Source organism: Sphingomonas sp. CFBP 13733 (genome assembly GCF_014841795.1).
GTDB classification, from domain to species: Bacteria; Pseudomonadota; Alphaproteobacteria; order Sphingomonadales; family Sphingomonadaceae; genus Sphingomonas; species Sphingomonas aerolata.
In genome coordinates this window covers 459981-484399 of sequence record NZ_JACYUP010000002.1, presented here as the reverse complement: position 1 = coordinate 484399, position 24419 = coordinate 459981, and the positions used below count along the sequence as shown (strand labels likewise).

The 24419-nt window shown below is 67.1% G+C and carries 25 protein-coding genes; 2 read left to right on the top strand and 23 right to left on the bottom strand.

Going from position 1 to position 24419, the window contains the following annotated elements:
• Window positions 1–24: 24 nt before the first annotated feature.
• The 19 genes from IFT71_RS06425 to IFT71_RS06335 form a co-directional block, all read right to left on the bottom strand.
• Complete coding sequence (locus tag IFT71_RS06425) at window positions 25–588, bottom strand: GNAT family N-acetyltransferase (RefSeq protein WP_183935213.1); 564 nt, start codon at window positions 586–588, stop codon at window positions 25–27.
• Complete coding sequence (locus IFT71_RS06420; protein ID WP_192069930.1) at window positions 585–1391, bottom strand: LysR family transcriptional regulator; 807 nt, start codon at window positions 1389–1391, stop codon at window positions 585–587. The genes IFT71_RS06425 and IFT71_RS06420 overlap by 4 nt, the downstream gene beginning before the upstream one ends.
• Entirely contained in the window at window positions 1388–1786 is a 399-nt protein-coding gene (gene apaG / locus IFT71_RS06415; RefSeq protein WP_031393907.1) for a Co2+/Mg2+ efflux protein ApaG, read from the bottom strand. The genes IFT71_RS06420 and apaG overlap by 4 nt, the downstream gene beginning before the upstream one ends.
• A complete protein-coding gene (locus IFT71_RS06410) occupies window positions 1783–2988 on the bottom strand; it encodes a trans-sulfuration enzyme family protein (protein WP_192099618.1) in 1206 nt (401 codons plus the stop codon). Before IFT71_RS06410 ends, apaG begins: the two co-directional genes overlap by 4 nt.
• Before the next feature lie 57 nt (window positions 2989–3045).
• Entirely contained in the window at window positions 3046–4179 is a 1134-nt protein-coding gene (locus tag IFT71_RS06405; RefSeq protein WP_342212605.1) for a glycosyltransferase family 2 protein, read from the bottom strand.
• Window positions 4176–5222, bottom strand: coding sequence for a 3-isopropylmalate dehydrogenase (gene leuB / locus IFT71_RS06400; protein WP_192139767.1), 1047 nt, complete (start codon window positions 5220–5222; stop codon window positions 4176–4178). Before leuB ends, IFT71_RS06405 begins: the two co-directional genes overlap by 4 nt.
• 40 nt (window positions 5223–5262) lie before the next feature.
• Window positions 5263–5994 (bottom strand): DNA repair protein RecO, encoded by a 732-nt coding sequence (recO, locus tag IFT71_RS06395; protein WP_107932224.1) that lies wholly within the window; start codon window positions 5992–5994, stop codon window positions 5263–5265.
• A 79-nt stretch (window positions 5995–6073) separates the two neighbouring features.
• Window positions 6074–6976: a GNAT family N-acetyltransferase gene (locus IFT71_RS06390; protein WP_192139765.1), complete on the bottom strand. Its 903-nt coding sequence runs from the start codon at window positions 6974–6976 to the stop codon at window positions 6074–6076.
• Window positions 6976–7929, bottom strand: a complete 954-nt coding sequence (locus IFT71_RS06385; protein ID WP_031394305.1) for a polysaccharide deacetylase family protein — start codon at window positions 7927–7929, stop codon at window positions 6976–6978. The genes IFT71_RS06390 and IFT71_RS06385 overlap by 1 nt, the downstream gene beginning before the upstream one ends.
• A 116-nt stretch (window positions 7930–8045) precedes the next feature.
• Entirely contained in the window at window positions 8046–9971 is a 1926-nt protein-coding gene (gene uvrC / locus IFT71_RS06380) for an excinuclease ABC subunit UvrC (RefSeq protein ID WP_192139763.1), read from the bottom strand.
• 312 nt (window positions 9972–10283) lie between these two features.
• Entirely contained in the window at window positions 10284–10604 is a 321-nt protein-coding gene (locus IFT71_RS06375; protein ID WP_056405346.1) for a DMT family transporter, read from the bottom strand.
• 183 nt (window positions 10605–10787) lie between these two features.
• On the bottom strand, window positions 10788–11420 hold the full coding sequence (locus tag IFT71_RS06370) for a F0F1 ATP synthase subunit B family protein (protein ID WP_192139761.1): 633 nt from the start codon (window positions 11418–11420) through the stop codon (window positions 10788–10790).
• Window positions 11413–11907 (bottom strand): F0F1 ATP synthase subunit B family protein, encoded by a 495-nt coding sequence (locus IFT71_RS06365; RefSeq protein ID WP_192069925.1) that lies wholly within the window; start codon window positions 11905–11907, stop codon window positions 11413–11415. Before IFT71_RS06365 ends, IFT71_RS06370 begins: the two co-directional genes overlap by 8 nt.
• A 55-nt stretch (window positions 11908–11962) precedes the next feature.
• The gene (locus tag IFT71_RS06360; RefSeq protein ID WP_031394300.1) at window positions 11963–12190 is read right to left on the bottom strand and encodes a F0F1 ATP synthase subunit C; all 228 of its coding nucleotides are present in this window, start codon (window positions 12188–12190) and stop codon (window positions 11963–11965) included.
• Window positions 12191–12233: 43 nt separating this feature from the next.
• On the bottom strand, window positions 12234–12992 hold the full coding sequence (locus IFT71_RS06355) for a F0F1 ATP synthase subunit A (protein WP_031394299.1): 759 nt from the start codon (window positions 12990–12992) through the stop codon (window positions 12234–12236).
• Between the two features lie 70 nt (window positions 12993–13062).
• On the bottom strand, window positions 13063–13383 hold the full coding sequence (locus IFT71_RS06350; protein WP_192139759.1) for an AtpZ/AtpI family protein: 321 nt from the start codon (window positions 13381–13383) through the stop codon (window positions 13063–13065).
• A 264-nt stretch (window positions 13384–13647) separates the two neighbouring features.
• Window positions 13648–14028, bottom strand: coding sequence for a YdbL family protein (locus IFT71_RS06345; RefSeq protein ID WP_031439562.1), 381 nt, complete (start codon window positions 14026–14028; stop codon window positions 13648–13650).
• Between the two features lies 1 nt (window position 14029).
• Window positions 14030–14206, bottom strand: a complete 177-nt coding sequence (locus IFT71_RS06340; protein ID WP_081874129.1) for a YnbE family lipoprotein — start codon at window positions 14204–14206, stop codon at window positions 14030–14032.
• 47 nt (window positions 14207–14253) lie between these two features.
• On the bottom strand, window positions 14254–17376 hold the full coding sequence (locus IFT71_RS06335; RefSeq protein ID WP_342212604.1) for a YdbH domain-containing protein: 3123 nt from the start codon (window positions 17374–17376) through the stop codon (window positions 14254–14256).
• 173 nt (window positions 17377–17549) lie between these two features.
• Here IFT71_RS06335 and radC point away from each other — a divergent pair, with 173 nt between their 5' ends.
• Window positions 17550–18242 (top strand): RadC family protein, encoded by a 693-nt coding sequence (gene radC / locus IFT71_RS06330; protein WP_192139755.1) that lies wholly within the window; start codon window positions 17550–17552, stop codon window positions 18240–18242.
• 76 nt (window positions 18243–18318) lie between these two features.
• Here radC and IFT71_RS06325 read toward each other — a convergent pair whose 3' ends face one another.
• Window positions 18319–18756, bottom strand: a complete 438-nt coding sequence (locus IFT71_RS06325) for an EF-hand domain-containing protein (RefSeq protein WP_192139753.1) — start codon at window positions 18754–18756, stop codon at window positions 18319–18321.
• A gap of 234 nt (window positions 18757–18990) precedes the next feature.
• Between IFT71_RS06325 and purB the strand changes: the two genes are divergently transcribed.
• The gene (gene purB / locus IFT71_RS06320; RefSeq protein ID WP_192139751.1) at window positions 18991–20289 is read left to right on the top strand and encodes an adenylosuccinate lyase; all 1299 of its coding nucleotides are present in this window, start codon (window positions 18991–18993) and stop codon (window positions 20287–20289) included.
• A gap of 337 nt (window positions 20290–20626) precedes the next feature.
• Here purB and IFT71_RS06315 read toward each other — a convergent pair whose 3' ends face one another.
• The 3 genes from IFT71_RS06315 to dnaK form a co-directional block, all read right to left on the bottom strand.
• Window positions 20627–21094: a hypothetical protein gene (locus tag IFT71_RS06315; protein WP_192139749.1), complete on the bottom strand. Its 468-nt coding sequence runs from the start codon at window positions 21092–21094 to the stop codon at window positions 20627–20629.
• A 35-nt stretch (window positions 21095–21129) separates the two neighbouring features.
• Complete coding sequence (gene dnaJ / locus IFT71_RS06310; RefSeq protein WP_031394651.1) at window positions 21130–22266, bottom strand: molecular chaperone DnaJ; 1137 nt, start codon at window positions 22264–22266, stop codon at window positions 21130–21132.
• Between the two features lie 157 nt (window positions 22267–22423).
• A complete protein-coding gene (gene dnaK, locus IFT71_RS06305) occupies window positions 22424–24331 on the bottom strand; it encodes a molecular chaperone DnaK (protein ID WP_031441499.1) in 1908 nt (635 codons plus the stop codon).
• Window positions 24332–24419: the final 88 nt, after the last annotated feature.

Here is a 24419-nt window from a genome sequence, read left to right as displayed (position 1 = left end):
ACCGGGTTCGCTCAAGTGACCGCGTTACGCGGATTGTGGCAGGGCCGCCGCCAGCCAGTCATCGGCGTGAAGCCCGTAGATCAGGCTGTCGCGCAGCCCCATATGCGTCTCCCATTCGCCCCGCAGCAGCCGTTCGCGCCGGAACCCCAGCCGTTCGAGCAACAGGATCGACGCGCGGTTCTCGCTGTCGGCATCGGCGAACACGCGGTGCTGCCCCTCGGCAAACAGCTGATCGAGCACCGCCGATACCGCCTCGCTAGCCAGGCCGCGGCCCCAGTGCGCGCGCGCGAGGATGAAGCCGATCTCGGTCACCCCCTGCCCGCGCATCCGCCCGCCCGACACCCAGCCGATCGCCCGGTCGTCGCCGTGCCGGGTGATCGCCCAGGCGCGCCAGTTCACGTCGGCGGCATCCTCGACCAGATAGAGCCGCGTCGCCTCGATCGACGTCAGAGGACCATCCGCGGAATAGGTCATCAGGTCCGCGTCGGCGAGCGTCGGGTGCAACGCGACCGCGTCCGCCTGAACGAGCCGACGCAACCGGAGCCGCGGCGTCACCAGCACCGGATGGGGCAGCGCGCGACGCCTCAAGCGATCAGCGCATCGACGAGCGCGCGCACTTTCTTCTGGCGCCACTGCGGCAGCGGCGCGACGAGCCAATAGCCGCCGCGCGACGGCTGCGCGTCGCCGATGATCCGGACCAGCCCCGCCTCGAGCCCGCGCCGCGCCAGCAGTTCGGGCACGGTCGCCCGCCCGAGCCCCGCCGCCGCCGCATCGATCGCAAGCCCTGCATCACCGACGCGGACGAGCGCCGTGGCATCTCCCGCCGCCGGGTCCAGCGCGGGTGCGCCCGGCCAGGCGATGATCGCCTCGGACGCGCTGCCGGTCGCCGCGATCGTGACGAGCCCTTCGGATTCGAGCGCCTCGCCCTCATTCTCGCCCGGGCCATCGCCCCAGCGGATCGCAAGGTCCAGATTGGCCTCGGTAAAGTCGACCGTCTCGTCCGCGGTGATCAGGACGAAGCGCAGGTCGGGATCCGCCGCAGCAATCTCGGCGAGCCGCGGCATCAGCCATTTCTCGGTCAGGTCGCGCGGCGCGGCGATCGTCAGCGACTTGGACGTCTGCCCCGCCTGCATCGCGCGGACCGCTTCCTCGAACTGGAGGAAGCCGTTGCGCAAGGGCCCGAGCCCCGCTTCGGCCTCGGGCGTCAGTTCGAGCCCGCGCGTGGTACGCCGGAACAGCACGACGCCCAGCGTGTCCTCGAGCGCGCGGATCTGCTGCCCGACCGCGGCGGGGGTGACTGCGAGCTCGTCGGCGGCACGCGTGAACGACAGGTGGCGCGCCGCCGCATCGAGCACGCGCAGCCCGTTCAGCGGAAGGTGCGTACGCTTCACGAAATCACCGCCGGGGCGCTGAGCGAGAAATGCGGGATCGCCACCTCGAACACCGCACCGGTGTCGTCGACCATCCGGTAGGATCCGCGCATCGCGCCCGTCGGCGTCGCGAGCGGGCAGCCCGAGACATAGTCAAAGCTCGCGCCCTGCTCGATCAGCGGCTGTTCGCCGACGACACCCTCACCCTCGACGGTGTGACGCGCGCCATGCCCGTCGGTGATGATCCAGTGTCGCGTCAGCAGCTGGACCGCGCCGGGCCCGTCATTTTCCAACCGGATATGATAGGCCCAGAACCAGCGCCCGCGCTGCGGCTCGGACTGTTCGGGCAGATAGCTGACCGAGACGCGCACCGTCACCCCGCGCGTCGTCGCCGCACTGGGGAACAGCGCCTTCACAGCCCGACCTTGCCCAATGCCCGGTCGAGATCGTCGATCACGTCGCGCACGTCCTCAAGCCCGACATTGAGCCGCAACAGCCCCTCGGTCACGCCCATCTCAGCCTGCTTGTCGGGCGAGACGCTGGCGTGCGTGGTCGAGGCAGGATGCGTCATCAGCGACCGCGAGTCGCCGATATTGTTCGAGATATCGACCAGCTCCAGCGCATCGAGCAGGCCATGCGCCTGTTCGCGCCCCTCGACCTCGAACGCGAAGATCGGGCCGCACGCGTCCATCTGACGCATCGCGAGCTCGTGCTGCGGATGGCTGGCGAGGCCCGGATGCAGGATCCGCGGCACGCGCGCTTCCAGAAACGCGCCGACCTTCTGCGCATTCTCCGACTGGCGACGGATACGCAGATCGAGCGTCTCGAGCCCCTTGAGCACGACCCACGCATTGAACGGCGACAGCGTCGGCCCGGTGTTGCGCGTGAAGGGCAGCAGCGTGTTGGTGATGAAATCCTCTGTCCCGCACACCGCACCCGCGAGCACGCGACCCTGCCCGTCCATCATCTTGGTCGCGCTGTACGCGATGACGTCCGCGCCGAACTCCATCGGCCGCTGCAACGCCGGTGTCGCGAACGCATTGTCGACGACGGTCGTGATGCCGCGCTCGCGCGCGATGTCGCACACCGCCTTCAGGTCGACGATGTCCATCGTCGGGTTGGCGGGCGTCTCGAAGAAGAAGACCTTGGTCTCGGGTCGGACCGCGTCGAGAAACGCCTGCGGGTCGCGTGCGTCGACGATCGTCGTCGCGATCCCGAACTTGGGCAGCAGCGTATCGGTCAGCCAGCGGCACGATCCGAATGCCGCGCGGCCGCCGACCAGGTGATCGCCGCTCTGCAACTGGCACAGCAGCGCCGCGGTCATCGCCGCCATGCCCGTCGCCATCGACCGGCACGCCTCGGCCCCCTCGAGCAGCGCGATCCGCTCCTCGAGCATCTGCACCGTCGGGTTCTGGAGCCGGGAATAGGTCATCCCGTCCTGCTCGCCGGCAAAGCGCGCCGCCGCGTCACCGGCCTTGTCGTAGCAATAGCCCGAGGTAAGGAAGAGGGCCTCCGACGTTTCGCCATATTCGCTGCGGGCGGTGCCGCCGCGGATGGCCTGCGTCTGCGGACGCCAGTTCTGGGTGATCGAACGATCTTGGCCGGTCTTGCGCTTCATGGCGACGCTTTGCCGGGGGCGGGCGGTGATGACAACCCCTGCGGAGGGTCGCGCGCGCTAGTAGCGCCCCCAGGTAAACCTGGATGACAGCGCATAATTCCACACCGCCCCGACCAGCACGCCGATCATCGCCGACACCGCCCAGGCGTCGTTGCGCACGTCGTGCATGAACGCCGCGATCCCGACATTGGCGATCGCGCCGACCGAACAGATCAGCGCGAACGATACCCAGCCATCGGCGAGCTGCCGCCACCCCTTCAGACGCCGGTCGCGATAGGTCAGCGCGTTGTTCAGGAAGAAGTTCATCGTCAGCGCGGCCAGCGTTGCGCCGATCTGCCCGATCAGGAACGACGTCCCGATCCCCAGGAACAGCGCGCTGAGCACCGTCATATGCACGCCGATGCCGAGCACGCCGATCGCCGAAAACATCGCGAACCGCACCGGCACGAACCGCCCGAACATCCGGTCGTACAGCGCAATCAGATATTCCAGCGCGACGACGTGATCGAGCTTGCTCTCCCCCTCGGTCCGGCAACGGAAAGTATAGGGCAGCTCGGCGAACCGCAGCGGCTCGGGCGCGGCGGTCAGCAGGTCGAGCAGGATCTTGAACCCGATCGCCGACAGTCTGGGCGCAAGCGCGCGCGCAACGTCGGTACGGATCGCGAAGAAGCCGCTCATCGGATCGCTCAGATCCGCCTTGAGCACGCGCCGCGACAGCCGTGTGGCGAGCGCGGACTTGGCGACGCGGTCGCGATCCCAGTCGCCGGTCCCGCCGCCGCTGACGAAGCGCGACCCGATCACGACGTCGTGCTCGCCGGTCTGCAACAGGTCGAGCATCTTCGGCAACAGCGTCTCGTCATGCTGCAGATCGCCGTCGATCACCGCGACGACGGGCGCGGCGGTCGCGCACAGCCCCTCGATACAGGCCGAGGACAGCCCCCGCCGGCCGATCCGCTGGATCACGCGGACGCGCATGTCGCTGCGCCCGAGCACGCGCGCCGCCTCGGCAGTGCCGTCCGGGCTGTCGTCGTCGACGAAGATCGCTTCCCAGCGCCGCCCCGCCAGTGCCTGGTCGAGCTTGGCGATCAACGCGGCGACGTTCGCCTTCTCGTTGAACGTCGGGATGACGACCGCGATCTCGAGCGTGTCCGGCCCCGCGCCCTTCACCGGGTCCAGGTCGACCGGACTCACCCGAGCGATGCGATCACCGCGTCGCCCATCGCGCGCGTCGTCAGCGTGCCGCCGAGGTCAGGGGTCCGCGCGCCGCCCAGGATCGCCGCAGCCACCGCCGCCTCGATCCGGTCGGCCGCATCGGCCTTGTCGAGCGAATGGCGCAGCATCATCGCCGCGGACAGGATCGCGGCACAGGGGTTCGCCTTGCCCTGCCCGGCAATGTCGGGCGCGCTGCCATGGATCGGTTCGTACAGACCGTGACCCTGGCCATCGAGCGCGGCGGACGGCAGCATGCCGATCGATCCCGCGCACATCGATGCCTGATCGGACAAGATGTCGCCGAACAGATTGCCGGTGACGACGACGTCGAACTGGCCGGGATCGCGCACCAGCTGCATCGCCGCGTTGTCGACATACATGTGGCTGAGCGCGACGTCGGGATAGTCAGCCGAGACCTCGATCACGACGTCGCGCCACAGCTGCGACGTCTCCAAGACATTGGCCTTGTCGACCGACAGCAGCTTGCTCTTGCGGGTGCGGGCGGTCTCGAACCCGACGCGCGCGATCCGGGCGATCTCCGCCTCGTCGTAACGCATCTCGTCATGGCCTTCGCGCAGGCCATCGGCCGTCGTCCGGATGCCCTTGGCACCGAAATACACGTCGCCGGTCAGCTCGCGGACGATCACCATATCGATCGTGCGTGCGATTTCGGGGCGCAGCGACGACGCATCCTCCAGCCCCGCGAACAGCTTGGCCGGACGCAAATTGGCGAACAGCCCGAGTTCCTTGCGCAGGCCCAGAATCGCCTGTTCTGGTCGCAGATGCCGCTCGAGCCGGTCGCAATCGGGGTCGCCGACCGCACCGAACAGCACGGCGTCCGCGCGCCGCGCAAGCGCCAGCGTCTCGGGCGGCAGCGGATGCCCCGCCGCCTTGTACGCCGCACCACCGACCAGCGCCTCGTCGAAGCTCAGATCGAGGTCGAGCCGGTCGAGCACGCGACGTGCCTCGGCAGTCACTTCGGGTCCGATGCCGTCACCGGCCAGTATCGCGATCAGGGGCATGTGCGTTCCTCCGCCGCCGCCCTTGCCGGGCAAGCCGCGCTCACGCAACCGCCCTTTTAAGCCGATCGACGAGGCGAGCCCGCGCTGCGAGCGGTTCGGCGCGGCGTTCGACCAGAACATCGCGCGTCAAAAAATGCTCGGTCAGCCGCAGCCCGTCGAAGATGTCCGGCCACCCCGCCTCGCCGCCAGCGGTGAGAAACGCGGGCAGCGGCAACAGCTTGGCCTCATAGCCCTGCGCCGCACCGCGCGACACCGCCGCCCCGCTTCGCGGGCTGACGAATGCGAGGTCGTCGACCGCACCACTCGCGACGCACTGGTCGAGATCGAGACCAAAACCGAGCTCTGCGAGCAGCAGCAGTTCGTACCGCACCAGCGCCGCCGCCCAGCCGCGCGCCGACGGCGCCGCCTCGATCGCGCCGAGGACGCCGTCGAGCGCGTCGTGAATATGCGGATAGGGCTGCGCCTCCGGCAGCGCGACCGCGGCCAGCGCCGTCGCCCATTCGAGCGCCCCCGCCGCGAGCGGCTCACCGTGCAGCGTTGCGCGGCTGTGGATCAACTCGGCGGTCAGCGCGGCGAGCTGGTCACCGGTCCGCGCGCGCCATTCGCCCTGGATCACGTTCGCCGCGAGCAGCACCGGCCGCATCGCCCGCGACCGCCCGCCGCGCACATAGCCCGGCTGTACGCCGTCCTCGCGCGTCAACGCCCGCACGATCGCGCCATGCTCGCCATGCTGGCGAACGGCGACGACGATGGCGGATGCGCGAAGGTGCATCGCCCGTTCTTACGCGTGCGTCGTGACGAACGGGAGCCTCGAAAACTCCGCTTGTTCCAGATCCGCCGGCCAAGCGCGCTCAGCGCCGGATCCCGCGCATCACGCGCGCGAGTCGCGGATGCGACAGCGTACGCTTTGCCCAGCCCGCCGCGCCATCGAACGCCCCCAGCGCAGCCACCGTCGCGCGGTTTGCCAGCGTCGGTCGCAACAGCAGCAGATCGACGCAGGGCGTCCCCGCCGTCGAGAACTGCCGCTTGTGCTGTCCCTCCCCCTCGGTGAAGTCGAACCAGGCGAAGCGGTCGTCGAACAGCTGCCGCATCGCCTCGACCTGCAACACAGCGCCCGGCGACAGCGCGTTATCGGCCGGGTCATGCCCGACATGGTCATAGCGCAGCGTCCCGCCCTGCGCGGTACAGCAGAGATAGGCGATCGGCCGGCCCTCGACGAACAGCAGCCAGGCCCGCACCCGGTCCGCCGCGGCGAGCGCCTTGAAACCCTGCAGCGCCGCCTCGCCATCGGGCAGCCCCGATCCCAGCAGCCGCTCCTGATAGGTCGTCGCCGACACCGTCCGCGCCAGCGGGTGAAACACCGCAATCTCGGCGGGGGTTCTATAGCCACGGATGTCGAGCGCCCCGCCCGACAACGCTGCCAGCCGCTTCGTCTTGCGCTTCAGCCCCGACCGCGCACTGCCCGACAGCATCGCAAGCCATGCCGCCTCGCCGATCCGCAGGTCTGCGTGATACCGGACATAACGCTGCCGGACGACGTTCAGCAGACCATGCGTGTCCAGTGCGTCCACCCGGTCCGCGGGCAACGAGGTGACCACATAGCCATCGGCCTGAGTCGGCAGCGCGGGCAGGATCGGTACATCGCCCGCCAGCACAGCGTCGAGCGACAGCGCAACGCGAACCAGCCGGCGCGGGATCGTCGCCAGCGTGCGCGCGCCGAGCTGGAATTTCAGGCGGACACTGACCGCGGTCATCAGGCGCGTTCTTCGACCCAGTTCGACCAGAGCTGCTCGGCCTGGCGCAGGCCCCGCCGGATCGGATCGCGCGCCAGCGGCCGGTCGTGCCGGCCAAGGACCAGCGGCGGGCGATCGCGGAAATGCCGGGTTGGCAAATCCGTGCGCAGCTCCGCCAGCGTCGCGCACAGCGCCTCGAACCGGCGGACATGGACCGCGTTCGCGCGCGTGCCCTGCCGATTCGCCAGCTCGAAACCATGGCTGACGATCGTCGCGGCGACATGCCCCCGGGCCGCGGCGTGCTCGAGCGCATCGCGGCTTTCGTTCGCGGACAGGGCGCAGAGCTGCAGTGTGCGCAACTGGCCCGGCCGATCCTCGATGACGGTCACCGGGATCTCGATCAGGCCCTGCGCAGCGACCGGCGCGATCTGACGCGGCGACAGCGAGATCCTGCTCGCATCGCATGACGCCGCACCGTTATGGCTGCTGTCATAGGCGAAGCCCAGCGCAGCGAGCGCGGCGAGCGTATCGTCGTTCGCGGCATAGCTGCCCGCGCGAAACGCGATCGGGTCGGGCGCACCCGCGTCGATCAGCAGTTCGGTGGCGCGCAGGATCAGCGCGTATTGTTCGGCCAGCGGATAGTCGGACAGGTCGAACTTCGCGTGATTCGCGCCGCGGTCCCGGGCAATTGCGGCGGTCCAGGCGGGATGGAGATGCAGCTGAACTTCCTGCCCCGCGTCGAGGATCGTCGCGACCATCCGCCGGACCGGCTCGATCCCGAAGGTCAGCGCGGGCATCGGGTCGACGAAGAAACAGGCCTTCAGCCCGTACCGCGCCAGCTTGTCGAGCTGATAGCTGATCCCGACCCCCGCGGGCTCGACCGACCGGTGGTAGATCGCATCGCTACAAAGCCCCTCGCGATGGTGCCGCCAGGCAAATTCGGTGTCGATCGTCAGGAAAACTGCCGTGGTCACGTCACTGGCCTAGTGTCCCGTGGTGAAGATAAGGTTTCCGCCTACGAGACAGGCGTGACCCGACCTCCGCAATCTATCGGCCCCAGCTGAAGATTGATCAACATTATTAAACTAAATTATCTTGAATGGTAAAAGTCGTACACCTGCTGTGCGACCGCTGCGGACACGCCCGGCGCCTGCTGCAGATCCTGCAGGCTGGCATTGCGTACCGCGCGGCCGGTGCCGAAATGCATCAGCAGCGCCTTCTTGCGCGCGGGGCCGATGCCGGGGACCTCGTCGAGCGGGCTCGCACCGATCGCCTTGCTGCGCTTGTCGCGGTGGACGCCGATCGCGAAACGGTGGACCTCGTCGCGCAGCCTCTGGAGGTAGAACAGCACCGGCGCGTTGACGGGCAGCTGGAATTCGCGGCCGTCGAGCATGTGGAACACCTCGCGCCCGTCACGGCCATGCTGCGGCCCCTTCGCGATCCCGACGAGGCACACGTCCTCGACGCCTAGCTCCTCGAGCGCGGCCTTCACCGTATTGAGCTGCCCCTTGCCGCCGTCGATCAGCACCAGGTCAGGCCATTCGCCCGAGTCGCGGTCGGGATCCTCCGCCTGCGCGCGCGCGAACCGCCGGGTGAAGACCTCACGCATCATCCCGAAATCGTCGCCCGGGATGGTGTCCTTGTTCTTGATGTTGAACTTGCGATACTGGCCCTTGCGGAAGCCTTCGGGGCCGGCGACCACCATCGCGCCGGTCGCGGCAGTGCCCTGGATATGGCTGTTGTCGTAAATCTCGATCCGCTGCGGCGGCTCGGCCAGGTCGAACAGGTCGGCGACCTCGCGCAGCAGCTTGGCCTGAGTCGTCGACTCGGCCTGACGTCGCTCGATCGCCTCGACCGCGTTGCGCTTGGCCTGATCCATCAGGCGACGGCGATCGCCGCGCTGCGGCACCTGCACCGCAACCTTGTAACCCGCGCGCTCGCCCAGCGCCTCGACCAGCAGCGCGCCTTCGGGAAGCTCGCGGTCGAGCAGGATCTGCCGTGCGGGCGGCACGTCCTCGTAGAACTGGCCGAGGAAACTGGTCAGCACCTCGTCCTCGGGCACGTCGTTGGTGTGCTGCGGGAAGAAGCTGCGATGCCCCCAGTTCTGGCCGCCGCGGATGAAGAAGGCCTGGATGCCGATCAGCCCGTCCTTGCACGCCATCGCGAAGATGTCGGCGTCGCCCACGCCTTCCGCGTTGATCGCCTGCGTGCCCTGGATGAACGTCAGCGCCTTCAACCGGTCGCGCAGCAGCGCGGCGAGTTCGAAGTCCATGTTTTCGGCCGCAGCCTGCATCTGTGCGCCGAGCTTGGCCTGCACGCCGGTCGACTTGCCCGCGAGGAAGCTCTTCGCATCCTCGACCAGCTCCTTGTACGCACCCTCGTCGATCCGGCCGACGCACGGCGCGGAGCAGCGCTTGATCTGGTAGAGCAGGCACGGCCGGTCGCGCGTCTTGAAGAAGCTGTCGGTGCAGCTGCGCAACAGGAACAGCTTCTGAAGCGCGTTGAGCGTGTTGTTGACCGACCCCGCGCTGGCGAAGGGGCCGTAATAATTACCCTTGGCGCGCCGGGCGCCGCGGTGCTTCTGGACGCGCGGGAAATCATGGTCGTCGCGCAGCAGGATGAACGGGAAGCTCTTATCGTCGCGCAACAGCACGTTGTACGCGGGGCGATAGCGCTTGATGAGCTGCGATTCGAGCAGCAGCGCCTCGGCCTCGTTGTTGGTCGTGACGATCGTCATCGACCGGGTTTGCGACACCATCCGCTGGAGCCGCTTGGTCAGGCGTTCGACCTGGACATAATTCGCGACACGGTTCCTGAGCGCGCGCGCCTTGCCGACATAGAGCACGTCGCCGCGCGCATCCTGCATCCGGTAGACGCCGGGGCGGATCGGCAGCGTGTCGAGCACGTTGCGGATCGCCGCGACGCCCGCCGCAAGATCGGGCGCCTCGCCGCCGCCGCGGACGGCGAAGGTGGATTTATCTTCGTTGAAACGGTCTGGGGAATTGGGGGAGGACATCGCTGGGGAATCTAGGGAGTCGGAGGGGGTTATGCCAGCCGAGGACATTGATGTTCACGCGAAGGCGCGACGGCGCGAAGAGAAGAAGGATGGTTCACGCGGAGACGCGGAGGTGCGGAGAGAAGATTGGGGAGAGCGGCGCCCGTTCTCAAATCGCCGAAGGCTTAAACTCACCCGGCACTGGCCAAGACGCCAGCCCGGCATGCAGCACCTCCGCGTCTCCGCGCCTCCGCGCGAACCATCCTTCTCTTCGCGCCGTAGCGCCTTCGCGTGAACGAACCTTCTGAACGCCCTGCGGGCAAAGGCAGAAGCTCAGGCCTGCGCGAACACCTTGGTGCCGACGATACCGACTACGGTCAGTGCCATGAAACAGGCCTGGACCCCGCTGACCTTGTCGCCGAAAAGAATCACGCCACCGATGATCACGCCGATCGCCCCAGCGCCGGTCCAGATCGCATAGGCGGTTCCAGCAGGCAGGCCGCGCATTGCGAGCGCGAGCAGGCCCATGTTGACGAAGCTCAGGACGATCGGAACCGAAGACGCCTGCCACGTGGCAACGGTCGCTGCCCATTTGAGGCTGAGCGCCCAGGTGATTTCAGTGATCACGGCGACGCCGAGGATGAGCCAGGACATAAGGGTATCTCCAACGGGCTCAGATTGGAGACGCAGCCGCCGGAAACCCGGGAAGAGACGGCCGCCTGTGAAAAACGAAAAAGGCGCCAAGCGAACGACCGTTCCCCCGTCGAAGCGGGGGTCCAGAGTTGCGGGCGCTGTGTCGTGAGAACCTGCCCCCCGCTTTCGCGGGGGAACAGACGATTAGTTCAGGCGGCTAAGCCCCGAGATCGACCGATCGACCATCGCGCGGTCGGCGGCGGCATCGTGATGCTCGGCGATCAGGATACCGGCTGCCTTGGCAGCGGCGTCGGCGGCCCGCGCACGGACCTCGGCGATCGCGGCGCGCTCGGCGGCGGCAATCTTGTCCTCCGCCATCTTGGCGCGACGCGTCATCAAATCCTCGGCACCCGCCTTGGCCTTGGCGATGATCGCCGCGGCTTCGGTATGCGCATGCGCCTTCATCGCTTCGGCTTCGAGATACGCGGTCTTGGCCTTGGCCTCATACTCCGCGCGGATCGCCTCGGCCTCGGCGCGCAGCGCCTTGGCCTCGTCGAGCTGCGTGCGGATCCCGGCGATCTTGGCGTCGAGCGACCGCCCGATCATGCCGGGGACCTTCTTCCACACCATCAGCGCCAGCACGATGATCATTGCGATCGCGACCCAGCCGGTCGAGTTGACGCCGAGCGCGGTCGGGTCGACGACATGCTCGACGGTCCCAGGCGCGACGGTGTGACCCTGCAACCCCTGATTGTCGATCGAGCCTTCGGGCGCCATGCCCTCGGCCGAGATCACCTTGGCCGGTGCGTCCGGGTTGGCGGCGGGGGTATTAGCCATGAGCCATCGTCCTGCGTACCGCGTCGCTCGCCGAGTCCAGGCTCACCTGAAGTCCGGCAACCTTGTCGGCCAGTTGCTGTGCCGCTTCGGCTGCGACATTCTGAAGATTGGCGAGGGCCTGCGCCTTCGCATTCGCCACGGCGAGATCGTGATGACCCAGACGCTCGGCGATGTCGGCGTCGGCCGCATGGACCTGCTGCTCGAAAGCCGTTGCCGCCCGCTTGGCTGCGGCCGCGGTCTCGGCCTGTGCCGCGACGCGGGCCGCATCCATTTCGGCCTGCCAGGTCGCCTGGACCGTATCGGCCTGCGCCCGTGCAGCGACTGCCGCTGCCAGATCGCCCGCGATTCGGCCTTCACGCGCGTCCACGGTCGACACGATCTTAGGCACCATCCCCTTGCCGATCCCGAAATACAGGATCCCGAAGGTGAGGAGCAGCCAGAAGATCTGTGAAGCGTAGGTGGCGGCTATCTGGGCAATCTGGGGCATGGCAGTCCTTCGTGATACGGCCGGACGGGATATCGCCCGACCAGATCAGCGCATGTTAGGCGACGAACACCAGGATGATCATCGTGACGAATGCGAGCAGACCGAGAAGCTCGGCAGCCGCGAAGCCGATGAACAGACGGCCCTGCTGGCTGTCGGCAGCGCCCGGATTGCGCAGCGCGCCGGCGAGGAACTGGGCGAAGACGTTACCCACGCCGAGTGCGGCGAGGCCCATGCCGATCGCTGCGAGGCCGGCACCGATCATCTTTGCTGCGTTGACGTCCATGTTAAAACTCCCTTGGAAAATCAGTAGTGGTTCGAAAGAAAACTTAGTGAAGGTTGACCGCGTCGTTCAGATAGACCGACGTCAGCAGCGCGAACACATAGGCCTGGATCGCGGCGACCAGCAGCTCGAGCAGCGTGATGCCGATCATCAGCAGCATGCTCGGCGCGGTCACCAGACCGATATAGACGCCGCCTAGGTTGATGCCGTTGATCACGAACGCCGCCAGCACCTTGAGCAGGATATGCCCCGCGGTCATCGCCACGAACAGTCGCAGGCCGAGCGAGAACGGACGCACCAGGAACGACATCAGCTCGACGACGAAGATCAGCGGGATCATCAGCGCGGGCGTGCCGCTCGGCACGAACAGCGAGAAGAAGTGGAAGCCGTGCTTGCCGAAGCCGACGATCAGGACGATCGCAAAGCTGATCAGCGCCAGCACGCCGGTGACGGTCATGTGGCTGGTCACGGTGAACGGGTGAACACCCGGCACGATACCGAACGGCATCAGGCCGATGATGTTCGCGAACAGGATGAACATGAAGAGCGAGAAGACGTAGGGAATGAAGCGCTTGCCGCCGGGCCCGACATTCTGCTCGAGCATGCCCGAGATGAAGCCCGTAAAGCCCTCGACCGCGGCCTGCCAGCGACCGGGGACGAGCTCGCGCTTCATCCCGCCGATCATGAAGGCCCAAAGTGCGACCAGCGTCACCACCATCCACATCGCGGAATTGGTGAAGGACAGGTCGTAACCACCTACGATCCAGTGCGAGCCGAACGCCGGCTCGATCAGGAACTGGTGCATCGGATCGATCTTGCCGCCCTGTTCTGCCGCCACGTGGAATCCCTGCCGTCTTGAAACGACAAACGCCCGGCTACTCCGGGCGTTCGCCTGAAATTCGAATGATTTGCCTGAACGCGACCGCGATTCCGAGGAACAGCAACACGATCAGACCCCAAGGCCCAGTGCCGACCCAATGGTCAATCAACCATCCGATCAGCGCACTGCCGACGAGACTCCCGATCAGGGCGGAGATGACCCGATTGCCCTGCGAGTATCCCCGCTCAGCATCCGGCCCTCCCTGCCCCTTTTTCAGCGTCTCCCGAGCCTTGACCTCCCTCAATCGCTCATCGAGCGCGGAAAGTCGCAGATCTTCAACACCGTAGGGGTCCTGTCCGGGTTCGATCTCCGCCACGACATGCTCTCCACCTGATACGACACCGGGGAGATATACGCAGCGACGAGCGATCCCGCCAAGGCGCGGTCCGTTTAGAAAAGGGGGGGGGCCAAGTCAACCGGTGTGACAGTATCGTCATCAATGTGGTGACTGCGGGGCGCGTTACGCCCTCTCCCATCCGTCATCCTGGCGAAAGTCAGGATCCAGAGCTGCAGGCGGACCATGTACAGCTCTGGATCCTAGGTCGAGCCCAGGATGACGGAGGGCATCAGGACAGCATGCTCAGACGCAACGCGAATCACGCTCGGGTGCGGCCGCGGTGCGCGTCTTCCACACACCACCCGGCGTCTTGTACTTCTCGCCCGGATTGGTCCCCGCGATAAGGTTGCAACCGCTGGTGAACGCCAGCTGCTCGACCGTCGCGCCGCTCGCCTGCGCCTTGGCGGTATAGGCCGACTTGCGCTGAATGTTGATGCTGTTGACCAGCGCGCGCAAATCGCCGCTCGCCGCGCCGACCAGCCCGAGATAGCCGTCGGGCTGCTCGCCGACCTCGCCGCCCGCGCGCGCTGCGGCATAGGCGGGGTCACGCTGCGCCGACGCGGCGACCGACAGGCCGCCAAGCACAGCCACCGCTGCGATCATCGTCAAAGCCTTGATCTTCATCTCAGAATATCCCCGGATTCTGCTGGATCAGCGATTTCGCCTCGCCATCGAGACGATAGACCACTTCCTGCGTCACATTGATGTTGAGGTTGATCTCGATCGGCTTGTCCGGCGCCGACACGTTGATGCAGCCCGGCAGGGCGGCGGCGGTCGTGACCAGAAAGACGATCGTCCTCATCCTGTGCAAGATCGGTCTTTGCTCCAGCTTGTTCAATCCTGTTTCGGTCATGGCACGATCCTGCTTTCGGCGGGCTGAATGGATGGGGCTGCCGGGACGGCAGACCCGGGGGATGACGGCGCGGACTGCTGCTGGATCAGCGCGGGCAGGTTGCGTTCGATCAGCCGCTTCGGATCATAGAAGCTCTGCGCCGAATCGAGCAGTCCGCGAAACGGCGCCTTGATCCGGATGTTGAACACGAAGGGCAGTTTCTGCAGCCGGCGGACGATGAAGTTCGATTTCGCCCCCTCGCCCTGGCTTATCCCAGCGAAGCGCACGTCGGTCACCATCTCGCCCGCCAGCGGCCCGTTCATGCCCACGCGGAGCGACTGATAGCGCAGCGACTTGAGCGCCTGGAAGGCGATGTTCGCCCAGATGCCGAGATCCTTCTGGCTGAGATCGCCGACATAGGCGAGCGTCCCTCCGCCCGGCCGGACGCGCAGGTCGCCGCCCTCGATCCGACCGCCCGTCTCGTCGAAGATCATCGGCAGCACGCCGTCGAAGATCCCCGTCGCGTCGAGATTCTTGAAATCGAACTGCTGCAGGAACTGGTCCGCGGCCATGTTGGCGATGTGGAACGTCATCCGCCGCTCGCTCTGCGCGGAGAAATCGAGCAGCGTCGGGTCAAGCGTCAGCGATCCGCCCGCAAACGGCCACGCCCCGCCCTCGACCTGGACGCGCGCACCCGGCAGGGTCTGATAGCGGATCGTCCCGTCGCTGACCGGAATGCCGGGGTTGAGCGTCCGGATCGTCGCGACCTGCCCCGGTGCGCTTTGCAGATTGAGCAGGTCGGTGAAGCGGATCTCGGTCGCGATCCCGGTCACCGGGCCGAACGCGGCGGCAAGGTCGGTGCCCGCGGTTCGGAACACCCCGGTGCTCGTCACGCCGTCAGGCGTCCACGCGATGTGCCCGTCGCCGCTGACCGAACCGTTGACGTCGGCGATCACGCCGAACGTCAATGGCGTCAGCGCCTCGGGTTGCAGCGCGTCCTTGGCGAACACGATCCCCGGCACCAGCAGGTCAGCGCGGCCGATGCCCGTGCTCAGTGCGTGGACAAGCGTGACGTCGGCGACCTTGGTGCTGCTGACCGGTTCGAACAGCGTTCCGGCCGCAGTGATCGTGCCGCCGACCAGCGACAGCGTCACGCCGCGCGCCGCGACCGGCTTGAACCGCGCGGTGGCGGCGGCGTCGCTGACACCCATCGTGCCTTCGAGCGCCAGCGCACCGCCGATCAGCGTCCAGTCGCCCGCCGCCTCGTTCAACAGCAGCGGCACAGTGCCGATCTGCCCTGCCCCGCCGGTGAACGCGCCGGCGATTCCCTGCGCTGTCATCCGCCCGGTGATCGTCGCGAAGTCGAGCCGCGTGACCCGCTCGGGCGCGCCGATCCGGGTCTGCACGCCGTCGATCGCAAAGCCCCGGTCGGCCAGCCGCAGCGTCGCTCCGCTCGCGTTCAGCGTAAGCGGCGTCCGCCCCAGCCGCCCCGACAGCGCGGCCGCGGCGATCCGCGCACCGCCGCGCAGACGTCCGCGATCGGTCTGCACCAGCGCTCCGTCGATCGGGCATAGCGACAGCCGCGCAGGGTCGAGCACCAGCCCCGACACCGCCAACCGCTGAACCGCTAGCGGCGTGCAGCCAGTGTTGACGACGAGCCGCGTGTTACCGTCCCAGCGGGCATCGATCGGCATCGACAGGCCTTCGACCCGGTCCTTGCCGCCGCTGCCGATCGGACCGTCGAGTGTCACCCGCGTCGTGATCGCGGTCGCCCCGCCGGGCGTCGCGCTGAACCGCACCGGGGTCAACACCAGCCGCGCGCCGTCCACGACATAAGGCGCGACCGTCGCGACGCCGCGGACGGGCGCACCCGGCCGGGCCTGGGCTAGCGCGATGCGCGCCTGCGGCAACCCGCCACCCTGCGTCGCAAGAGTCGTATCGAGCGTGACGCCTCCGCCAGACGCACCGCGTCCGGGCCATGCGAACCGGAGCCCCTCCCCGCCATCAAGCGAGATCCTCGCGCCGCTCGCCGATGCGAGCGCGAGGCGTGACAGCACGGCCTCGCCGCGCCCGCCGCGCTGCCGCACCGCGATCACCGCATCGGCGGCAAAGCCCTTTGCGGCCCGCGTCACGGCCTGCACCGCGGCGTCCATGAGGGGCGCGACCGGCGACCCGGCTGCCGATCCCTGCAACGCCTCCACCCCGGCAAGCCGACGTGGGGCGATCGCGGCACCCGCCGCGCGAACGCGACCTTCGAACGCGATCGTCTCGCCGAGCCGGTAGGATCCTGCGATCGACACGCGACGTGCGCGGCCCTCGGCCGTCCGCACGGTATCCGCTGCGATATCCGCCTTGCCCGAGGTTCCCGCAGCAGTGCCCGCGAAGGCGACGTCGCCCTTGGCCGCGGCGAACGTCGCTCCGGGCAGGACGGCCGGTCCGGTCGCCAGCGCGGCCCGCCCCTGCCAGCGATCGGGCGCCGCACCGAGCGTCAGGTCGAGCGTCGCGACCACGCTGTCCGCGCGCGAATCGCCGCACGCCAGCCGCCCCAGCCGCACGGGGCCCTTCAGGATCGGTTTCGCCTCGTCGATCCGCACGCGTACCGTCGCGGCAAGGCGGTCACCCGTACAGCCGCCGACGCTCAGCCGGTCGCTGACCGCAGCAAGCGAGCCCCTGAAACCGTTATCGAGCTTCCCCGTCCCGGTGAGTTTCAACCCGACCAGCCCGTAAGGCGTCTCCAGCCGCATCCGCGCATCGTCGACGGTCGCGTCGAGCGCGGGCAGCGCGAACGGCTTGCCCGAGGGTGCAGGCAGGAGGCGGTCGATCGCCCCCAGCGACAACCGTCCACCGACCAGCCGCCCGCGCAGCCGCACCCGCCCCGCGCGCACCGCCTCCAGATACGGTCCCGACAGCCCGATCCCGGTCCGCGTCTCGACCCAGTCTGCGACCAGATCGGGATCGGCCGGATCGCCGAGCACGACATTGGTCAGCCTTTGCCCGCCAAGCGCCAGATCGGCGATCTCGTAGCGCGCAGGCACCTCGGCACGCGCGAGTTCGCGATCGATGAAGCCCGTAGCGATCTGCTTCCGGAGTACCCAGACTCCGATGAGCAGGGCGAGCAGGAGGAGCGCTACGACCAGCACGATTCGCTGAATCCGCGCGAGCCCGCCGCGACGGCGAGCCGGCGCGTGACGGCGAGGGTCGGGCCCTGTCTCGCTCGTCTCCGTCAACCGCTTACTCCGTCACGCTTTCCCGGCCTGCATAGGCGGTAGCGGGGGCGTCATGCAATTGCGGCTGGATGTGCTAGCATCCGGCCATGGCGGGGGCAGACGATATAGTCGACGAGCGCAAGGGGCACCGGGCGCGGCTGCGCAAGCGGCTGTTCGAGGGTGGCGGAGAGGCGCTGCTCGATCACGAGCTGATCGAATATCTCCTCGCCGTCGCGATTCCCCGTGCCGACACCAAGGCGCTCGCCAAGGCGCTGATGCGCGAATTCGGCGGGATCGGCGGGGTGCTGACCGCGGATCCGGCGGCGCTCACGCGCGTCGATGGCATGGGCGAGATTTCGACCGCCGCGGTCAAGATCGCGCACGCCGCCGCGCTTCGCCTGTTGCAGGCACGCGTCGGCGAGCGGCCGGTGCTCGCCAACTGGCAGGCGCTGCTGGACTATCTGCGCGCGGACATGGCGCACCACGTCATCGAACGGTTCCGCGTGCTGCATCTCAACACGCGCAACATGCTGATCCGCGACGAGGTGATGAGCGAGGGTTCGATCGACCAGGCCGCGGTCTATGTCCGCGAGGTGATCCGCCGCGCGATCGATCTCGGCTCGGCCTCGATCATCCTTGTCCACAATCATCCCAGCGGCGACCCCTCCCCCAGTCGCGCGGACATCGAGATCACCCGCACGATCGCGGAGGCGGGCAAGCGGCTGGGAGTCGCCGTACACGATCACATCGTCATCGGCACCGCCGGCCATGTGAGCCTCCGCGCGCAGGGACTGATTTAAGGAACGATTGACGCAAAAAGGCCGCCGGGGTCAGCCGGCGACCTTGATGTCGCGAGGGTCCTCCCGCGCGTTTGGTTCAGCCGGCCTGAGTCAGGAACCTGGTCAACTCGGTCTTGGTCAGCATCTTGTTCTTGTCGGCATCCGCCTGCGCGAACGCACCATCGACCCATTTGCGCGTCTCGGGCGCGGCCGCGACCGTGGTCGGGTCCGACTGCGTCTTCAGGGCGACCATCCAGGCGCCGAATTCGGACGTACTCAGCAGATTGTCGCCATTCTTGTCATATCCCGGAAATTCCGCATCGACGACCTGCGCCACCTGCGCCCCCGTCACCGGCTGCTGCGCAGTCGCTCCCGCAGGATTGCCCTGCATCGTCGAAGATGACGGCGACTGCGGCGAAGATTCCGTCTGCGCCATGGGCTGCGCCGGTGAATTGGGCGTGCCGCCGGACATGGTTTGCGCGGATGTCGGCGTCGCAAGAGCGATAGCACCGATAAGTAGAGTGAATTTCAGCATGTCTTCTCTCCTGCTGCGACCTTCATGGCAACTTCTCAGTCGCGAAGGTCGTTCGTTCGGATAGTAGGCGCAACCAATGCATGACTGCCGTTGATGGTTCCGCCGGCATCGCCCGATCGCCCCGGGGCTGGATTTGAACCTTGCCGTCCGGCCTGCTACCGCGCGAGCGATCGCCGCCGTGGGTCCCGCCGGGGCGCGCGTCGCGCCTCCTCTCCCCAGCCACAGGAAATCCCGATGGTCCCCCGCTATTCCCGCCCCGACATGGTCGCGATCTGGACGCCCGAAGCGCGCTTCAAGATCTGGTTCGAAATCGAGGCGCACGCCACCGACGCGCTCGCCGAACTCGGCGTCGTGCCGAAAGAGGCCGCGGCCGCGATCTGGGAAAAGGGCGCGTTCGAAGTCGACCGGATCGACGAGATCGAGCGCGAGACCAAGCATGACGTCATCGCCTTCCTGACCAACGTCGCCGAGCATGTCGGCCCCGAGGCGCGCTTCATGCACCAGGGCATGACCTCGTCCGACGTGCTCGACACCTGCCTCGCGGTCCAGCTCGCCAAGGCGAGCGACATCCTGATCGCCGACCTCGACGCGCTGCTGGTCGTGCTCGAACGCCGCGCGCGCGCGCACAAGATGACGCCGACGATCGGCCGCAGCCACGGCATCCATGCCGAGCCCGTCACCTTCGGCCTCAAGATGGCGCAGGCGCATGCCGAGTTCGCGCGCAACCGCGCTCGGCTGGTGGCGGCGCGCGCCGACGTCGCGACCTGCGCGATCTCGGGCGCGGTGGGCACGTTCGCCAACATCGACCCGTTCGTCGAGGACTATGTCGCGGGCAAGCTCGGCCTGTCGGTCGAGCCCGTCTCGACCCAGGTGATCCCGCGCGATCGCCACGCGATGTTCTTTGCGACATTGGGCGTGATCGCCAGCTCGATCGAGCGGCTCGCGACCGAGATCCGCCATCTCCAGCGCACCGAAGTGCTCGAGGCGGAGGAATATTTCTCGCCTGGCCAGAAGGGCTCGTCGGCGATGCCGCACAAGCGCAACCCGGTCCTGACCGAGAACCTCACCGGCCTCGCGCGCATGGTCCGCGGCTATGTCACCCCCGCGCTCGAGAATGTCGCGCTGTGGCATGAGCGCGACATCTCGCACTCGTCGGTCGAGCGCTATATCGGCCCCGACGCGACGATCACGCTCGACTTCGCGCTCGCGCGGCTCACCGGGGTGATGGACAAGCTCGTCGTCTATCCGGCACGAATGGAGAAGAACCTCAACAAGATGGGCGGGCTCGTCCATTCGCAGCGCGTCCTCCTCGCGCTGACGCAGGCCGGGGTGAGCCGCGAGGACGCCTATCGCCTCGTCCAGCGCAACGCGATGAAGGTGTGGGATTCGGACGGCGCCCTCTCGCTGCTCGACCTGCTCAAGGCCGATCCGGAAGTTACGCTGAGCGATGCCGAGCTCGAGGACAAGTTCGACCTTGGCTATCACCTGAAGCACGTCGACACGATTTTCGCCCGAGTGTTCGGCGCGGCGTAACGGCACGGCATTAGCCCCCGCCCGTCATCCTGACGTTCGTCAGGATGACGGTGGGTGGATGAGGGGATGCTGCCGACCACCTCTAAAGTGCACGCAACGCAATTACGATTTCATGTTACAAAATTGCGACAGCTCGTAACTATCGCCATATCACCGATGCCGGATATTACTCCGGCGTCGGAGACCTACCCATGCGCATGTTCGAAACCGTGACCAGCTCGATGCTGGCGATCGCGGCTCAAGCGCTGGTGGTCGGGGTGGTCATTTCCACCCTCTGATCCATCGGCCCGCCCGCCCCTCCAAGGAGGGGCGCGGCTAGGGTCGCAGGCTCCCGCCTTCAGGCTGCTACCGATACACCCCGTCGATGATCGTCATCGTTGGCGCCACTAGGCGCGTCGGGTTTGCGCACGCGTATCGCACGGCGGTTTGCACCCACCGGCCGCCCACGTCGTAGAACCGCCGCCAGCCGCGCCGGCAAACTCCGGCCCCGCAGGCTCGACGCAGCGCCGATCACCCCGATCGCGACGTCCAGATACGCCGACACTTCGAACGATGTCAGCCAGATCGCGATGTCGGGCGCGCCCATCATGGCAACCCGGACCCTGTCGCCGTCATCGGCGAACATCATGACGCACGCTGCCGCAATCACCACCAGACCGACCGCGACGTCGCCGCGCGTAAGCCGCGCCACCCGCCTGACCAGCGCCTCGACCAGAAGCGCGCGGAGGAACCGCGACAGGGGGATCGTGGGCGCGGCTATCATCAGCAACCAGCAAGCGAGAAACGTCAGACCGATTGCCGCCACACTATCCCCCTGTCACTCGCGCCAAGCAGCGCGGCCTATTCCGCCGCGAAGACGCCCTTCAGTTTCGCAAAGAACCCCTGGCTGTCGGGGCATTCGTCGCCGGTCTCGGTCTCGCGGAACATCTCGAGCAGTTCCTTCTGCCGGTTCGACAGACGGGTCGGGGTCTCGACGTCGATCTGCACGACCAGATCGCCATGACCGCGGCCCTGCAATACCGGCATGCCCGCACCGCGCTGACGAAGCTGCTTGCCCGACTGGATACCCGCCGGGATCTTCACTTCGTGCGTGCGCCCGTCGAGGCCGGGGATCGACAGCGATCCGCCGAGTGCCGCGACCGTGAAGCTGATCGGTGCGCGCGCGAACAGCGTCGTACCCTCACGCTCGAACAGATTATGCTTGGTGACGTGGAGGAAGATATAGAGGTCGCCTGCCGGTGCACCGCGTGCGCCGGCCTCGCCCTCGCCCGTCATTCGGATTCGCGTGCCTTCATCAACACCGGGCGGCACGTTGATGCTGAGCGTCTTGGTCTTCTCGACCCGGCCCTCGCCGCGGCAATCGGGGCATGGATCGGCGATCACCTGACCCGCGCCGTTGCAGACCGGGCAGGCGCGCTCGACCACGAAGAAGCCCTGCTGTGCACGGACCTTGCCGTGACCGCCGCAATGCTGGCAGGTCTTGGCGCGCGTGCCGGCCTTCGCGCCCGACCCGTCGCAGGTGTCGCACACCGCCGAGACGTCGACGGTGATCTCGGTCGCCTTGCCGTGGAAAGCCTCTTCCAAGCTGACTTCCATGTCGTACCGCAAATCCGCGCCGCGACGTGCCGACGATCGGCCACCGCCGCCGCGCTGCGCGCCGCCCATGAATTCGCCGAAGACGCTTTCGAAAATGTCGCTGAAGCCGCCGAAATCCTGCGCGCCGCCGCCATGACCGCCGCCGCCGCCATTCTGGAACGCGGCATGGCCGAAGCGATCATAGGCCGCACGCTTCTGGGGATCCTTGAGGCAGTCATACGCCTCACTGACCGCCTTGAATTGTGCTTCCGAATCCTTGCAGCCGGCATTCTTGTCCGGGTGATATTTCATCGCGAGCTTGCGGTAGGACGACTTGATCGTCCCCGCATCCGCGGTCCGCTCGATCTCGAGCAATTCGTAATAGTCTGTCTGGGTACTCATAGCGGCCCTCTTAGCCCTCTCCCCTCCGGGGAGAGGGTTGGGTGAGGGGTCGTTCCGGGCGACAGCGCGCGGAACTGCCCCTCACCCCGGCCCTCTCCCCGACCGGGCACCCATGAAAATATTACTTTCATGGGACCCTGGGGAGAGGGAGTTTCAGTTACGCCTTCGGGTTCTCGTCGACTTCCGAGAATTCGGCGTCGACGACGTCGTCGTCCTTCTTCGCCGCATCGCCATCAGCCGACGGCGAGGCATCCGCCTGAGCCTGCTTCTCATAGATCGCCTGGCCGAGCTTCATCGCGACCTGGGCGAGCGCGGTGCTCTTCTCGGTCATCGCGTCCGCATCGCCGCCCTCGACCGCTGCCTTGGTCGCGTCGATCGCGGCCTGGATCTCGGTCTTGAGCGCGTCGTCGACCTTGTCGCCGTTATCGGCAAGCTGACGCTCGGTCGTGTGGATCAGGCTCTCGGCGTTGTTCTTCGCCTCGGCGCCCGCACGACGCTTCTTGTCTTCCTCGGCGAAGGTCTCGGCATCGCGGACCATCTGGTCGATGTCGCTGTCCGAAAGACCACCCGAGGCCTGGATGCGGATCTGCTGCTCCTTGCCGGTGCCCTTGTCCTTGGCCGAGACGCTGACGAGGCCGTTGGCGTCGATGTCAAACGTGACCTCGATCTGCGGCACGCCGCGCGGTGCCGGCGGGATGCCGACGAGATCGAAATTGCCGAGCATCTTGTTGTCGGCCGCCATCTCGCGCTCGCCCTGGAACACGCGGATCGTGACCGCGCCCTGGTTGTCGTCCGCGGTCGAATAGGTCTGCGACTTCTTGGTCGGGATCGTCGTGTTGCGATCGATCATCCGGGTGAACACGCCACCCAGCGTCTCGATGCCGAGCGACAGCGGCGTCACGTCGAGCAGCAGCACGTCCTTGACGTCGCCCTGCAGCACGCCGGCCTGGATCGCGGCGCCCATCGCGACGACCTCGTCCGGGTTGACGCCTGTGTGCGGCTCCTTGCCGAAGAACTGCTTCACGACTTCACGCACGCGCGGCATGCGCGTCATGCCGCCGACCAGCACGACCTCGGAGATGTCGTCGGCCTTCAGGCCGGCGTCGGCGAGTGCCTTCTTGCAGGGGTCGAGCGTCCGCTTGACCAGATCCTCGACCATCCGCTCCAGATCGGCGCGGGTGATCGACTTCACCAGATGCTTCGGCCCGTTCTGGTCCGCGGTGATGAAGGGCAGGTTGACCTCGGTCGACTGTGCCGAGCTGAGCTCGATCTTCGCCTTCTCGGCCGCTTCCTTCAGACGCTGCAGCGCCAGCTTGTCCTTGGCGAGGTCGATGCCCTCTGCCTTTTTGAACTCGTCAGCGAGGAACTGGACGATCTTGTTGTCGAAATCCTCACCGCCGAGGAAGGTGTCGCCGTTGGTCGCCTTCACCTCGAACACGCCGTCGCCGATCTCGAGGATCGAGATGTCGAACGTGCCGCCGCCGAGATCGTAGACCGCGATCGTCTTGCCGTCCTGCTTGTCGAGGCCGTAGGCCAGCGCCGCCGCGGTCGGCTCGTTGATGATGCGCAGCACTTCGAGGCCGGCGATCTGGCCGGCGTCCTTGGTCGCCTGGCGCTGTGCGTCGTTGAAGTAGGCTGGAACGGTGATGACTGCCTGCGTGACCGTCTCGCCGAGATACGACTCCGCGGTTTCCTTCATCTTCTGCAGCGTGAACGCCGAGATCTGCGAGGGCGAGTAATCCTTGCCGCCGGCCGAGACCCATGCGTCGCCGTTCGGCCCGCGCGAGATCTTGTACGGGACCAGCTCGGTGTCCTTCTTGGTGATCGGATCGTCGAAACGACGGCCGATCAGGCGCTTCACCGCAAAGATGGTATTGTCGCCGTTGGTCACTGCCTGGCGCTTGGCCGGCTGGCCGACCAGTCGCTCGCCGTCCTTGGCGAATGCGACGATCGACGGCGTGGTGCGCGCGCCTTCGGAATTCTCGATGACCTTGGGCTTGCCGCCTTCCATGACGGAAACGCAGCTGTTGGTCGTGCCGAGATCGATACCGATTACTTTAGCCATGAGTTTAAATAGCCCCTCACACATCGTGAAAAAGTCTCGGGCTCCACCCCGTTACGGCAGTGGAACCTTTCGATTGATGGGCGCGATA

Coding starts and splice junctions, on each gene's coding strand:
- IFT71_RS06370 (WP_192139761.1), bottom strand. CDS start 11,420: ATGGCTAATACCCCCGCCGCCAACCCGGACGCACCGGCCAAGGTGATC.
- IFT71_RS06345 (WP_031439562.1), bottom strand. CDS start 14,028: ATGAAGATCAAGGCTTTGACGATGATCGCAGCGGTGGCTGTGCTTGGC.
- IFT71_RS06390 (WP_192139765.1), bottom strand. CDS start 6,976: ATGACCGCGGTCAGTGTCCGCCTGAAATTCCAGCTCGGCGCGCGCACG.
- IFT71_RS06360 (WP_031394300.1), bottom strand. CDS start 12,190: ATGGACGTCAACGCAGCAAAGATGATCGGTGCCGGCCTCGCAGCGATC.
- purB (WP_192139751.1), top strand. CDS start 18,991: ATGGTCCCCCGCTATTCCCGCCCCGACATGGTCGCGATCTGGACGCCC.
- IFT71_RS06340 (WP_081874129.1), bottom strand. CDS start 14,206: ATGAGGACGATCGTCTTTCTGGTCACGACCGCCGCCGCCCTGCCGGGC.
- IFT71_RS06325 (WP_192139753.1), bottom strand. CDS start 18,756: ATGCTGAAATTCACTCTACTTATCGGTGCTATCGCTCTTGCGACGCCG.
- uvrC (WP_192139763.1), bottom strand. CDS start 9,971: ATGTCCTCCCCCAATTCCCCAGACCGTTTCAACGAAGATAAATCCACC.
- radC (WP_192139755.1), top strand. CDS start 17,550: ATGGCGGGGGCAGACGATATAGTCGACGAGCGCAAGGGGCACCGGGCG.
- IFT71_RS06410 (WP_192099618.1), bottom strand. CDS start 2,988: ATGAAGCGCAAGACCGGCCAAGATCGTTCGATCACCCAGAACTGGCGT.
- IFT71_RS06365 (WP_192069925.1), bottom strand. CDS start 11,907: ATGCCCCAGATTGCCCAGATAGCCGCCACCTACGCTTCACAGATCTTC.
- IFT71_RS06375 (WP_056405346.1), bottom strand. CDS start 10,604: ATGTCCTGGCTCATCCTCGGCGTCGCCGTGATCACTGAAATCACCTGG.
- dnaJ (WP_031394651.1), bottom strand. CDS start 22,266: ATGAGTACCCAGACAGACTATTACGAATTGCTCGAGATCGAGCGGACC.
- IFT71_RS06355 (WP_031394299.1), bottom strand. CDS start 12,992: ATGCACCAGTTCCTGATCGAGCCGGCGTTCGGCTCGCACTGGATCGTA.
- dnaK (WP_031441499.1), bottom strand. CDS start 24,331: ATGGCTAAAGTAATCGGTATCGATCTCGGCACGACCAACAGCTGCGTT.
- recO (WP_107932224.1), bottom strand. CDS start 5,994: ATGCACCTTCGCGCATCCGCCATCGTCGTCGCCGTTCGCCAGCATGGC.
- leuB (WP_192139767.1), bottom strand. CDS start 5,222: ATGCCCCTGATCGCGATACTGGCCGGTGACGGCATCGGACCCGAAGTG.